This is a genomic window from Microvirga sp. 3-52 (genome assembly GCF_018383585.1).
Lineage (GTDB): Bacteria > Pseudomonadota > Alphaproteobacteria > Rhizobiales > Beijerinckiaceae > Microvirga.
The window spans coordinates 267,657-281,010 of record NZ_JAHAMK010000002.1 but is presented as its reverse complement, the minus strand read 5'-3'; the positions used below and the strand labels follow the sequence as shown (position 1 = coordinate 281,010).

10 protein-coding genes are annotated in these 13,354 nt (G+C 62.1%); 4 read left to right on the top strand and 6 right to left on the bottom strand.

The features are described 5' to 3' along the window. Positions 1-12 precede the first annotated feature (12 nt). Entirely contained in the window at positions 13-1,536 is a 1,524-nt protein-coding gene (locus KHP60_RS03255) for a carboxypeptidase M32 (protein ID WP_249688458.1), read from the top strand. A gap of 233 nt (positions 1,537-1,769) precedes the next feature. Here KHP60_RS03255 and KHP60_RS03250 read toward each other — a convergent pair whose 3' ends face one another. Genes KHP60_RS03250 through KHP60_RS03240 form a run of 3 tightly spaced genes read right to left on the bottom strand, consistent with a single transcriptional unit; the run spans position 1,770 to position 5,756 of the window. Then, the gene (locus KHP60_RS03250; protein ID WP_213562131.1) at positions 1,770-2,855 is read right to left on the bottom strand and encodes a siderophore-interacting protein; all 1,086 of its coding nucleotides are present in this window, start codon (positions 2,853-2,855) and stop codon (positions 1,770-1,772) included. Between the two features lie 29 nt (positions 2,856-2,884). Next, complete coding sequence (fhuB, locus tag KHP60_RS03245) at positions 2,885-4,852, bottom strand: Fe(3+)-hydroxamate ABC transporter permease FhuB (RefSeq protein ID WP_213562130.1); 1,968 nt, start codon at positions 4,850-4,852, stop codon at positions 2,885-2,887. Continuing rightward, entirely contained in the window at positions 4,845-5,756 is a 912-nt protein-coding gene (locus tag KHP60_RS03240; protein WP_213562129.1) for an iron-siderophore ABC transporter substrate-binding protein, read from the bottom strand. Before KHP60_RS03240 ends, fhuB begins: the two co-directional genes overlap by 8 nt. A gap of 604 nt (positions 5,757-6,360) precedes the next feature. Here KHP60_RS03240 and KHP60_RS03235 point away from each other — a divergent pair. Genes KHP60_RS03235 through KHP60_RS03225 form a run of 3 tightly spaced genes read left to right on the top strand, consistent with a single transcriptional unit; the run spans position 6,361 to position 11,154 of the window. Further along, positions 6,361-8,517: a TonB-dependent siderophore receptor gene (locus KHP60_RS03235; RefSeq protein ID WP_249688456.1), complete on the top strand. Its 2,157-nt coding sequence runs from the start codon at positions 6,361-6,363 to the stop codon at positions 8,515-8,517. A 50-nt stretch (positions 8,518-8,567) separates the two neighbouring features. Then, positions 8,568-9,377, top strand: a complete 810-nt coding sequence (locus KHP60_RS03230; protein ID WP_213562127.1) for an ATP-binding cassette domain-containing protein — start codon at positions 8,568-8,570, stop codon at positions 9,375-9,377. A 55-nt stretch (positions 9,378-9,432) separates the two neighbouring features. After that, the gene (locus tag KHP60_RS03225; RefSeq protein ID WP_213562126.1) at positions 9,433-11,154 is read left to right on the top strand and encodes an ABC transporter ATP-binding protein; all 1,722 of its coding nucleotides are present in this window, start codon (positions 9,433-9,435) and stop codon (positions 11,152-11,154) included. Positions 11,155-11,172: 18 nt separating this feature from the next. Here the strand turns inward: KHP60_RS03225 and KHP60_RS03220 are convergent, their stop codons facing one another. From KHP60_RS03220 to KHP60_RS03210, 3 genes are all read right to left on the bottom strand, one after another. Beyond that, positions 11,173-11,643 (bottom strand): opioid growth factor receptor-related protein, encoded by a 471-nt coding sequence (locus KHP60_RS03220; protein WP_213562125.1) that lies wholly within the window; start codon positions 11,641-11,643, stop codon positions 11,173-11,175. A 44-nt stretch (positions 11,644-11,687) separates the two neighbouring features. Further along, positions 11,688-12,539 (bottom strand): sulfite exporter TauE/SafE family protein, encoded by an 852-nt coding sequence (locus KHP60_RS03215; RefSeq protein WP_213562124.1) that lies wholly within the window; start codon positions 12,537-12,539, stop codon positions 11,688-11,690. A gap of 80 nt (positions 12,540-12,619) precedes the next feature. Beyond that, on the bottom strand, positions 12,620-13,345 hold the full coding sequence (locus tag KHP60_RS03210) for a DUF1028 domain-containing protein (protein ID WP_213562123.1): 726 nt from the start codon (positions 13,343-13,345) through the stop codon (positions 12,620-12,622). Positions 13,346-13,354: the final 9 nt, after the last annotated feature.

Here is a 13,354-nt window from a genome sequence, read left to right as displayed (position 1 = left end):
AGACTGACAGACATGACCCAGCAGGCATCTCTCGTCGCGCTCCAAGAGCGCGTCGCCGCCGTCAATGATGTGCTCAATGCAACTTCCGTCCTGACATGGGATTCCCGCACCATGATGCCTGCCGGCGGAGCGGAAACCCGCGGACACCAGATTGCGACGCTGACCCGCATCGCGCGCGATCTGCTTCTCGCGCCCGAGACTGAGAGGGCGCTCGAGGAGGCCGAGCGGGCAGTCCTGGAATTTGCGGAGGATTCTGCCGAGAGACGCATGGTGCAGCAGACGCGGCATGCGGTGGAACATCACAAGAGAGTGCCGGCATCCCTGATCCAGGAGCGGGCGGCTCTTCGCACCGTCGCCCAGGCGGCCTGGATCGAGGCACGTTCGAAGAGCGATTTCTCGATCTTTTCGTCCTTCCTTGCCAAGACCGTCGAATTGTCTCGCGCCTATGCCGATTGCATCGGCTGGAACGGGCATCCCTATGACGCAATGGTGTCGATCTACGAGCTGGGCGAAACGGCGGCCAGCCTCAAAGACCTTTTCAAGGAATTGCGGGCCGGCCTGCTGCCTATCCTCGATGACGCGAGGTCCCGGCCGCAGCCCCGTTCGGACTTCCTGTTCCGCGACTTCCCTGAAGAGGGGCAGCGCGCCTTCGGCCTGAGCCTTGCGGAGAGACTTGGTTACGATTTCCGGCGCGGACGCCTGGACACCACGGTTCATCCGTTCGAGGTGTCGTTCACGCGCAACGATGTGCGCATCACCACTCGCTACAACCGCAATTACCTTCCGGCATCCGTCTTCGGCACTGCGCACGAGACCGGGCATGGGCTCTACGAGCAGGGTGTCGATCAGGCCTTCACTCGCACGACGCTCGCCACCGATCTGGTCGGTCTCTACGCGGTCGGCGGTACGAGCTTCGGCGCCCATGAATCCCAGTCGCGTCTCTGGGAGAACCACATCGTCCGCAGCCGCACCTTCTGGCAGCTTCACTTCCCCGAGCTGCAGATGCATTTCCCGGATCAGCTCGGCGATGTGAGCGCGGAGGAATTCTATCGCGCCGTCACCCGCGTCGAGCCGGGCTTCATCCGTGTCGAAGCGGATGAGCTCACCTATGATCTCCACATTATGCTGCGCGTCGATATCGAATGTGCGCTCATGGACGGGTCATTGGCCGTGAACGATTTGCCGGAAGCCTGGAATGCGGCGATCAAACGTGATCTTGATCTCTCCGTGCCGAACGATGCGTATGGCGTCCTGCAGGATGTACATTGGTCGACCGGTTATATCGGCTCCTTCCCGACCTACACGATCGGAAATGTCATGGGCGCCCAACTGATGGAGACCCTGCGCAGGCAGAAGCCGTCTCTCGACGCTTCCATCACTGCGGGCGAGTATTCCGTCCTGGCGGAAGAACTGCGCACGAAGGTCTGGCAGCACGGTCGCCGGTTCATGCGCGACGAGTTGCTGGAGCGGATAACGGGACGCCGTCTCGATCCGGCTCCTTACCTCGCCTATCTGCGCAGCAAGTATGCAGCGTAAGAACAGGCAGGAAGCGGCCTGCGGCTCCGAGGTCGCAATGGCCAGCATCGGTGAGGTTCGTCAGGCTGCCAGCGACATGGGTGCGGCGGCAGCCGAGGTGCTCTCGCCTGCTCACCATTCCACCGGCCCTTGACAGGAGGTCGACCGCTTCCTCTCCGGCATCAAAGCCCCATAAGCCAATCCGGGCAATCCTGTGGAGGAGCCGCAGGGACGCTCGTCCCTGCGGCCCGTTTTCAATGCTCGACCTGATCGGCCGTATGGCCGGCACGCCAATAGGCAACGACCTGATGCTCTGAGGTCGGCACCTTCCACTCCTTGCGCAGGAGCTTCTTCAGGCATCGGCAGCTTTTCTGCTCGCAGCCGGCCCAGATGAAGCGACGCGTCTTGTCCGATGGCATGGTGATCCCGCGGACCGCATCCTCGATCAGGGACGTCGTTCCCGCCGGCGCCCCGTTCCGGTGCATCCAGCGTATGTCAAGCGCGGCGGCGGAGCGAAGAGGCTGCTCCTCGCTCGCATCTGCGACCTCGAGCAGGACGGTTGCTTTGCACTCGGCCGGGAGTTCCGCCAGGACGCGGCTGATGGCCGGAAGCGCGGTCTCGTCGCCGGCAAATAGATACCAGTCGGCAGGCGGAAGGTCGCCACCGCCCGGTCCCATCACTCCGACGACATCCCCGGGGCATGCCTGTTGAGCCCAGGTCGAGCCGGGCGTATCGTCGCCTTCGTGCAGGACGAAATCGATATCGATCTCGCCGTTCTCCAAATCGAGTTCGCGGATCGTATAGATCCGCATCACGGGCCGATCCGCTCCCTTCGACCAGACGGGCCGCCCGTCCTCACCCATCACCGGCCATTGTGGAACGACACCGGGCTTCGGAGGAAACAGGAGCCGTACATGCATGCCGCCGACCGCAAAGCGCGCGAGATCCGCGCCCTTGAGCCTCACCCTCCGCATGCGTGGCGTGATGTTGGTCGCGCTGACCACGCGCATTTCGCGGAAGTAGGGGAGCGGTGCTCCGGCAACACCATCGCCGGACCAGACGATGCGAGGTGTCTCGCCCTCCACGAAACCCAAAATATGCTCCGCAAGGCTCCACTTGACGTAAGCGAGGCCCGTAGCATCAGTGCCCTCCGCACGAAGGTGGAGAGTTTCGTCATCCGCTTCGACCGATGCAACGCCATAATCGAACTCCACTCGGGCGGAGCGATTGGACCGATGCACCCTGCCGTGTTCGATGAAATGATCGCAAAGCATGTCCATCATCTGAAGGGGACCTGCGAGTGTGACCCTCGCCTCGGCCCGAAGGACGGGTGATCTCATCGTTTGTTCCATGGACTATGGTGCTCCATCTATCGGTTTCGACGCAAAAGCCAGATCAGATACGGTCCGCCGATGAGCGAAGCGAAAAGACCCAACGGGAGTTGGTAGGGAAAGGAGACGATTCGGGAGAGCCAGTCGGCTCCGGTCATCAGCCCGGCTCCGATCAGGATAGCCGCCAGCAGTTGATGATGGGCACGACCGAAGCCGAGCAGCCGCGCCATGTGGGGAGCGACGAGCCCGACGAAGCTCAAAGGACCGACGATGAGTGAAGCCGCGGCCGTGAGGCCTGCGGCAAACAGGGTCAGGGTCATGCGGGTCATTTGAAGCGGCAATCCGACAGCGCGTGCATGGTCGGCTCCCAGAGGCAGGATTTCGAGCCAGCGCGTCATGAGGGGCAGCAGTCCCAGCAGAGCCAGAGCCACCGCGAGTGCGGCAGAGGCCTCCGTCCACGTGGTTTGATTGGTCGAGCCGCTGATCCAGGCCAGGAGCTGAAAGGCGCGGGCATCGCCCGTGATCATCGCTGCGTTGACGAGAGCGTTGCAAAGCGCTCCGACCGCAAGGCCTCCAAGGAGGAGGCGCTCCGAATTCTTCTCCTGCTGCCCGGCGACCGAGAGAAGCGCGATTAGGGCAACCAGGACGCCAATCACGGCACCGGTCAGCCGTGTGCCCATGGTCGGCGCAGGAAATGTGAAGAGGACGGCTGCCAAACCTACTCCAGCGCCAGCGCTGACGCCCAGTACCTCCGGGCTCGCAAGAGGATTATCCGTCATCCGCTGCAGGATCATTCCGGCCGCAGCCAGCATGGCCCCGGCGACCGCTGCCGCAGCGATGCGCGGTGCGCGGAACGGGAGGAGGTCGTCGAGAAGCTGACCGGTCGCAACGCTCCAGCCATCCGGTCCGCGTCCGACAAGCAGAGCCGACACGATCATGCCCAGAACGAGGAACAGGATCACAAGCAGCGGGAGGAGTGGCCGAGCGAGCCGTCGCACAGGTGAGGGCGACATGGACACGGATGCGTGACGAGCAAGCCGCAGGCGCGGGAGCAGATAGAGGAGGAGCGGTCCGCCGAGCAGCGCAGTCGCGGCTCCTGTCGGTACCATCTCTGCCGACCCGGCCGCCGCAAGCTGCACGAGACCATCCGCCAGCCATAAGATGGCCGCTCCGATGAGCGGCGCTGCTACGAAAACGTTTTTCTGACTGCGTGCGCCGCACAATCGGGCGAAAGCGGGAGCTGCCAAGCCGATGAAACCGATGACGCCGACTTCCGCCGTGACGGTCGTGGCAAGCCACACGGCGACGGCAAGCGCGAGGAGCCGCAGGGACAGGAGATTGACCCCTAGGCTGCGCGCACTCGCATCATCAAGTCCCAGGATCTCCAGCGGGCGAATCAGGAGGAAGGCTGCGAGAAGGGAAACTGACAGCGCGAGCGCAATCGCCTGAGCGTGGTCCCAGCCCTGCTGGGTGAGTGAACCGCTGCCCCAGATGAGAAGAGACATCATGTATTCGCCGTTCGCGAGGATCAGCGTCGCGCTCAATGCCATGGCAATCAGGGAAACAACCATGCCGGCGAGAACGACCGTGATAGGCTCAAGCCCGCGCTTCCAGGTAACGGTGATGAGAAAGGCGACGACCGCCAAGCCCCCGAGCAGCGCGACGGTCTCGCGTGCGCTGTCCATGAGTGCCGGCGCAAACAAGGTGGCGGTGGTCATGGCGAACTGCGCGCCTGCCGAGATGCCGAGCGTCGACGGATCCGCGATGGGGTTGCGAAGAACCTGCTGCAACAGGGCGCCGGACAGTCCAAGGGCAGCACCGGAGAGCAGTGCGACGGCAGCACGAGGGAGAACGCTGTTGAACAAAAGGATGCGATTCAGCTCGAAGCCCCGGCCGTCTGACAGTGGAAGCAGGTTCACAACCTGATACCAGCACAGACCCATGGCGACGGCAGCGGCCATGAGCCACGCGAGAGCCGATGGCCTTTGCGAAATTGCCCTAACCATTCGGTTCTCCAAGGGCGAAGAGCGCTTCGGTTAACACGCGCGCAAAACGCCTTGCGGCGGGAAGTGCGCCGAAGGGGTTTACGGGTGGCAGCGTCGCGACACGTCCTTCTCGAACGGCCGGAAAGGCATTCCACAATGGGCTATTCGCGAGGGTGCTGCGCGCATCCGGCGGAACCGGAGAGATGATGACGATCGATGCCTTGGGCACTTCCGCGAGAGCTTCCAGGGGAATAGGAGCGGCCGCCGCGTAGCTGGTCGCTTTCGGCCAGGCATTCGTGAAGCCGAGGCGCTGGAGAACGTCGCCGAACATGCTGTCGGTGCCGAAGACCCTGAAGTGGCGTGCGTCGCCGAGATTGATCAGGAAAACGGGTCGTGCCGTCCTGTCGGCGACACGCAGGCGAGCCTGCGCGAGCTCGAGAAATGAGATGTCCACATACGCCTGCGCCCGCTGCTTGCGTCCAAGACGCTCTCCCAAGGCCAGGGTGATCTGCGCGGCTGAGGCATAGGGGGGACGACCTGGTTCGTAGACCGAATAGGACACGACAGGAGCGATTTGTTCGAGGTTGTCCTGCGCCCATGTAAACCAGCGCGAGCTGATGATCAGATCGGGATTGGAGAGGCGCAGCATTTCGAAGTTTGGCGAGCCGCGAAGACCGAGATCGGCAACCTGCGCCGGCACATGCGGTTCGACCGCGATCTTTCGAAACTGTACGAGTTCCGTGGCTGCAACAGGCTCGACGTCCAAGGCGAGTAAGGTCTCGAACATGGCCCAATCGACGACGGCAATCCGCCGGTGGGGTTTCGCTTGGACCTTGCCGATGATGGAAGAGCCGATTGCGGCGCCAAGGAAGCTGCGTCGGGTCAACGCGAATGCATTTCGTGCGGAATATGGCTGCGTTGGCATTCGACGTACCAGGAGAAGATCCTACAGGTCTTTCTACGATGGATGATTTATACTTCTATTTTGGTCGCAAATACTATGCTGCTGTGGTCTCGGCCCAAAGATCGAGTGGATGTCGTTCTCGATCATTGTTTATCACGTAGGCGCCAGCATCATTCATCCTCTGGAGCGGGTTGATGAACCGTGGATGCTGTCGCGTCAATCGATTTCTCTCAAAAACACAATCATTGTAAAAACTTAGAACATTTCCAAACAATGCTTGAAAGTACAGGCGCGGCTATTTCCATCACAAAGGTTTCTCTTCCGAGCCCCGATCCGCCCGTCGATGAGAGCGACGTGGCTCATGATCCACAAGTCTGCTTTCCGGCCCAATATAGTAACAGGCGCAGTTTGTAATAGATATAAAGAGCTTATCTACAGTTTATAATCATTTTAGAATGCAGTTTAGAGTAGTTTTAAAACATAGCTCTTGCCTGAACCCAGCGGAAACCATAGTCAGTCGCCCGGACCAGCAATCCGCCGATTGCGCGCGCATGTGAGGTTTCAGCAGACCTCGATGCGACTGAAAGCCTTGGGGGCAGCTATGAATTGTCGTTATGTGTTGAGTATGGGAGTGAGCTTGGTCTCGCTTGCCGTGATGGTGGCATCGAGCGGGCCATCCATGGCTCAGATGCAGCCTGCGTCCGGCGAGATCGCGCTGGAAACCGTCACTGTCGAAGGGCAGGGCGGCACCGCGACCGGACCGGTGAATGGCTATGTTCCCAACCGCACGGCAACAGGCTCCAAGACTGACACGCCCATCGAGGAAATTCCGCAGGCGGTTTCGGTGATCGGCCGCGAGGAGATAGAAGACCGGCAGGCGCAGAAGGTCGACGAGGCTCTGCGCTACACGGCCGGCGTCTTTGCGCAGCCCTTCGGTGAGGATTCCGACACCGACTGGTTCTACATCCGTGGCTTCGATGCCGGCCAGACGGGCGTTTTCCTCAACAATCTGCCGCTCTATCAATACGGGTTCGGCGGATTCTTTATCGATCCATTCATCCTGGAGCGCATCGAGGTTCTCAAGGGACCTGCTGCCGCTCTCTATGGTGGCAGCGCTTCGGGAGGCTTGATCAATCTTGTGAGCAAGCGCCCGACAGTCGAGCCGCTTCGTTATGTCGAGACGGGGATCAACTCCTGGGGTAACGGCTATGCGGCCTTCGATCTCGGCGGCGCGCTCGATAAGGACAAGATCTGGTCCTACCGCCTGACCGGCAAGGTGTCCGGAGGCGGCTGGGAGACGAGGGAAGCCGAGGATTTCCGCGGCGTAATCGCGCCAGCTCTCACGTTCAGGCCCAATGCGGGTACCGAGCTGACCGTGCTCGGGTCCTACCAGCACATGGATCTCACCCACACGGGAGGCTTCCTTCCCTATGTCGGCACAGTCGTTCCGGCGCCGTTCGGACGTATCTCGCGCCGGTTCTACTACAATGAGCCCGCGGTCGATCTCTACCGCCGCGAGCAGGCGATGATCGGCTACGAGTTCGAGCATGCCGTCAATGACGTCTGGACGCTCCGACAGAACTTCCGGTACGCCCATACGGATTCAAAGGAGCGTGGTCCCTATCCGTACGGCTATCTCGACCCGGCGACCGGTTTCCCGGTTGCCACGCCCGTGGCGCCTGACTTCCTGCTCTACCGCATCGGCTTTAACCACCATACGGTGGTGAACACGCTCTCCCTCGACAATCAGGCAGAAGCGAAGTTCAACACAGGGCCGCTCGGCCACACGCTGCTGCTCGGCCTGGACTATAAGTACTACAACTTGGATCACATCCAGGCTTCGGGCGGTGGGACGCCGATCAGCCCCGTCAATCCGGTCTATGGTGCGCCTCAGGGGCCGACGGTTCCTTACCTCGACCAGGACCTGACCATGAACCAGCTCGGGTTCTATGCTCAGGATCAGATCCGCTTCGGCGGCTGGATTGCGACCCTGAATGGGCGCTACGACCGTGTCAGCACCGAGAGCACCGACAAAGTCGGAAGAGCGAACTTTACCGACAACACCGGCGAGTTCAGCGGCCGCCTGGGACTGGGCTATGAGTTCGCCAACGGGATGACGCCCTATGTTGCCGTGTCGCGCTCCTTCAACCCCGTCATTGGCTCCGATTTCTTCGGTGAATCATTCGAGCCCGAAACTGGTCAGCAGTATGAAGTCGGCCTCAAATATCGGCCGACCTTCTTCGATGGCCTGATCACGGCGGCTCTGTTCGATCTCACGCGTCAGAACGTTACCACGGCTGACCCGGAGCATTCTTTCTTCGAGGCCCAGTTGGGCGAGGTGCGCTCGCGCGGCTTTGAGATCGAAGCGCAGGCCAACATCACGGAAGGCCTGAAGGCGATCGCCGCCTTTACGGCCTATGACATCGAGATCACCGAGGATTCCAATGTCGCGCTGATTGGCAACCGCCCTAACGTGGTTCCGGAGATCCTGGCGTCGGGCTGGCTGGACTATACGGTACAGGAGGGCCCGTTCAAAGGTCTCGGTCTCGGGGCCGGCGTCCGCTATGTCGGCTTCTCCTATGTGGACAACGAGAACACCCTGAAGGTGCCCGCCGCGACCGTGTTCGATGCCGGTATCCGCTACACGCGGGACAACTTCACGGTGGCGCTCAACGTCAACAACCTCCTCGACAACGAATATGTATCATCCTGCGACACGCAGTACACCTGCAACTACGGTGCCGGTCGGGTCGCAACGCTGAAGGCGAGCTACAAGTGGTGACGTGTAGGGCGCCGTATCGAGGCGGCGCCCTCATCTCCGTGCCTAAACCCATGTCCACCGCTTCGAACTCCAACCCTGCCGCCGAGGCTTCTCTGTTCGAACTGACGGAGGTCAGCTTCGCGATTCCTGGGCGCACCCTGCTTCATCCTCTCACGCTGTCCCTCCCGGGGCGGCGTGTGATCGGATTGATCGGCCACAATGGTTCGGGCAAGTCGACGCTCATCAAGCTGTTGGCCCGCCAGCAGCCGGCATCCGGTGGCGCCATTGCCTTCGAGGGGAGGGAATTGTCGGCTTGGGGAGATCGGCCCTTTGCGAGACGGGTCGCCTATCTGCCGCAGCAGACGCCGCCGGCCTCCGGCATGCTCGTCAAGGAACTCGTGGCTCTGGGGCGGTATCCCTGGCATGGACCTTTAGGGCGCTTCGGTCCAGCCGACCGCGAGAAGGTGAGGGAAGCCATGGCTCTCGCCGACGTGGAGCCTTTTGCAGATCGTCTCGTGGACACCCTCTCCGGCGGTGAACGCCAGCGAGTCTGGCTGGCAATGCTGGTGGCACAGGATGCCCAGTTCCTGCTGCTCGACGAGCCGATTTCGGCGCTCGACGTCACCCATCAGGTGGAGGTGCTCGCCCTCGTGCAGCGTCTCTCTCGCGAGCGCGGGCTCGGAGTGGTCGTGGTGCTGCACGACGTGAACATGGCCGCTCGCTTCTGCGATGAGATCCTGGCGCTGCAGACAGGCCGGCTGATCGCCCGCGGCACGCCCGACGCGATCATGACGCCGCAGCAGTTGGAGGCTATCTACGGCATTGCCATGGATGTGATCCCGCATCCCATCACCGGCCAGCCGGTGAGCTTCGTCCGCTGAGCCGGCACCAAGCCCTCTCTTGCTCTGATCCGCCGCCGGCAGTACCTAGTCCCCCATGCGTTCTCTGCTCAATCGCTTTTTCGCCTACTATCGGCCACATCGCGGGCTATTCGTGCTGGACTTCTCCTGCGCGGTGGCTTCGGGCCTGCTCGAGCTTGGCTTCCCGATTGCGGTCAAGTTGTTCATCGACACCCTGCTTCCGACCGGTCAGTGGGGGCTCATCGCGCTCGCCTCGGCCCTGTTGCTTGTCATCTATATCCTCAATGCAGGTCTGATGGCGACGGTGACCTATTGGGGCCATATGCTCGGCATCAACATCGAAACTGAGATGCGGCGCAAGGCCTTCGACCATCTGCAGAAGCTTTCTTTCGGCTTCTTCGACAACCAGAAGACCGGCCACCTCGTAGCCCGCCTCACCAAGGATCTGGAAGAGATCGGCGAGGTCGCCCATCACGGGCCGGAAGATCTCTTCATTGCCGTGATGACGCTGGCGGGCGCCTTTACTCTGATGTTCACGGTCAATGCGAAACTTGCCCTGATTACGGCCCTGGTGGTTCCGCTCACCGCCTGGCTGACGACACGCTATGGCGGCCGCATGACGCGCAACTGGCAAGCCCTCTACGGACGGGTCGGCGATTTCAACGCGCGCATTGAGGAGAATGTCGGCGGCATCCGCGTGGTCCAGGCCTTCGCCAACGAGGATCACGAGCGCCGTCTGTTCGCCCTCGACAACCAGGGTTATCGCAAGACCAAGCTCGAAGCCTACAAGATCATGGCAGCGTCGACCTCGCTGAGCTATCTCAGCATGCGGCTGATCCAGATGGTCGTCATGGTTGCGGGCAGTTATCTGGTGCTCAAGGGTGAATTGACCGCCGGCGGCTTCGTCGGCTTCCTGCTCCTCGTCGGGGTCTTTTTCAGACCGGTCGAGAAGATCAATTCAGTCATCGAGACTTATCCGAAAGGCATCGCGGGCTTCAAACGCTACATGACGTTCCTGGATACGCGTCCGGACATCGCAGACCGCCCAGGCGCGAGGGATGTCGGCAAGCTCAAAGGCGACATTCAATACAGGAAGGTCGTGTTCGGCTATTCTGCGGAGCGTAGCATCCTCGAGGGCCTCGACCTGACGATCCGCGCCGGCGAGACCATTGCCTTCGTTGGACCATCGGGCGCGGGCAAGACGACTATCTGCTCGCTGCTGCCTCGCTTCTACGAGGTTGACAGCGGCGCGATCACCGTCGACGGGATCGACATTCGCGACATGACCCTCCGCTCTCTGCGCAGCCAGATCGGCATCGTGCAACAGGATGTCTTCCTGTTCGCTGGCACAATCCGCGAGAACATCGCTTATGGACGGCTTGAGGCCACGGAGGCTGAAATTCATGAGGCCGCCCGCAGGGCACGGCTCGACGAGGTGATCGCCTCTCTGCCGGCAGGCCTCGATACAGTCATCGGCGAGCGGGGAGTCAAGCTCTCGGGCGGCCAGAAGCAGCGCCTCGCCATCGCTCGCATCTTCCTCAGGAACCCGCCAATCCTGATCCTCGACGAAGCAACATCGGCCCTCGACACGGGGACCGAGCGGGCGATCCAGCAGGCTCTCGCCGAGTTGTCGAAAGGGCGCACGACGCTCGTCATCGCCCATCGCCTTGCCACCATCGTGAACGCGGACCGGATCGCCGTGATCGATCACGGCGTCATCGCGGAACAGGGCAACCACAAAGAGCTTCTCGCCGCCAATGGAATTTACAAGCGGCTGAGCGACGCGCAGTTCGCCTGAGGCGAAGGCCTGACGAGGTCACGCGCCTGCGGCGTCTGACCAGTATTCAAGGCTGCGTGCGTTGACGGGCGATCCTGCCCCGCCGTTCAGATCCAATATGATCCTGTGAAAGCGCTGAGCTTCCTCCGGACCGGTGAGAATTCGGAGGCTATGGATGATCCGGGTGATGCGCAGATGGTTATGATCGTACGAGGTGAGCCACCAATGTGCATCCTGATAGAACCTTAGCATCCGCTCGGCGGCTCGTTTCAGAGTGTCCTGCGCGCTCCGGTCGGCCCTGATCGCCTCAATCTCGACCTGCGTCAGAACAGGGGCTTCAGGCTGGGCGCCGCTCCGGGTCGGAAGCGGAAACAGCCACTGGATGTAGTCGTGCACCTCTTCCAATCGCTCGTCGGGATAGCCGAGGACATCGGCCGCAAGACGTCCCTGACCATCCCGTCCGGTCCCGGCCAGATAAGCGTGGAGAGGGCCTGCCGTCGAATTATCCATCGCCGTGCCTCCGTTCGGGCCGCAGCTTAAGGCTTCTTGCGAACTCAAACCAGCAGGCTTGCGGCGAAGCGTGCGCAGACGAGGAGGAGGAAGATGCCGAAGGCCACCTCGAGCCGACGCTTGGAGAGACGGTGCGCCAGCCGCGCGCCGACAGGCGCCATCCAGGTGCTGGTGGGGATGAACAGCACGAAACCCAGGAGCGAGATGTAGCCGAGAGCCAGTGGCGGCTGGAAGGCGATCACGTCCGGGTAATCGGCCATGTGCGGCCACCCGGCATAGATGTAGCCGAGGGCACCGGGAATCGAGATCAGGATGCCGAGGCCTGACGAGGTCGCCACCGCCTGATGGATCGGGCGGTTGTAGAAGGTCATGAACAGGTTGGAGAGCTGCCCGCCCCCGATCCCCATGAGCGCCGAGAGGATGCCGATGAGCCAGCCGTAGGCCACCATGATGGGCTTGGCCGGCATGTCGAGGCCGAAGCGCCAGGTGTCCTTGCCGAAGAGCAGACGGATCGCCGAGAGGCCGGCCACCACCACGAAGACGGTCTTGAACAGGTCGGCCGGCGCGTAGCGGGCGATGACGCTGCCGACGACGACGCCGAGCACCACGGGCACGGCCCAGACCCTCAGGATCGTCATGTCCACCGCGCCTTTGGCTCTGTGGGCATTGAAGGAGCGGATGGAGGTCGGGATGATGATGGCGAGCGAGGTTCCGACGCAGAGCGGCATGCGGACTTCCTCGGGCACCTCCAGGATGCGGAAGAGCTCGTAGAGGATCGGCACGGCGACCGCGCCGCCGCCGACGCCGAAGACGCCGGCAAGCAGGCCGGTGATGGCGCCGGCCGCCAGGAGCGCCACCACAAGCCATGCCAGATCGAACAGGGGGATACCAAACATCTGAAGGTCCATCGCTGAATAGCATGATGGCCGTAGGATCTTTTCAATCCCGCGGCAAGTGAGACTGTTGCAAGGCTGTCCTACTGCGGGTCGCGCCCCGCTTGCTGCGCCTGATAACCGCGGGCTCTCTCGTCAATCCAGGCCCGATCCGTGATCCCGCCGGGATTGGCGCGAGTGGCCATCGCATCCATGAAAGCGAGAAAACGCTCATGAGCGACGCCGTAGAGCCGGCGCATCTCAGCCAGAGGTTCGGGATGGTCGTCGACGCGCAGGTCGAGCACGGGATAGGGCTCGTCGCGCCAGATCTTGATGGCGGCAGATTGCTTGCCGCGCTTGTCCCCGCCTTCGACCTGCCCTGCATCGAGCGCACTCATGAGACGATCCGCGAAGGGCAGGTCCACGCGCCGCTTGTAGGTTTCGAGCGTCGCTTCGATGACAGATGGGCCCACCAGCATGTTGCCGGCGACCGAGACACCCTCATCCGTGAGATGCCCGCACCAATCGATGCAGTCCTGGCCCGTATGGGCTGCCGTGCGGCCATCACGGTCGATCACATGGAGCTGGCGGGAGCCGTGGCCAGGGTCCTGAGCAGTGAGGATCGCAACAATGTCCTCCGCGCCTCGTCCCTCGGCCAAGAGCCGGATGCCATCGGGGCCGTAAAGGGGATTCACGAGCGCCTGCGTGGCAAGTGCACCGATCCGTGCCGCACCGTGGGGGCAGAGCGCTCCCACGGCGAAGAACTTGGTGGTTACCGCAACGCCGAAGGCGCCGGTCTCAGGATCTTTGGCGAGGATCGACCAAGTCATGACCCATGC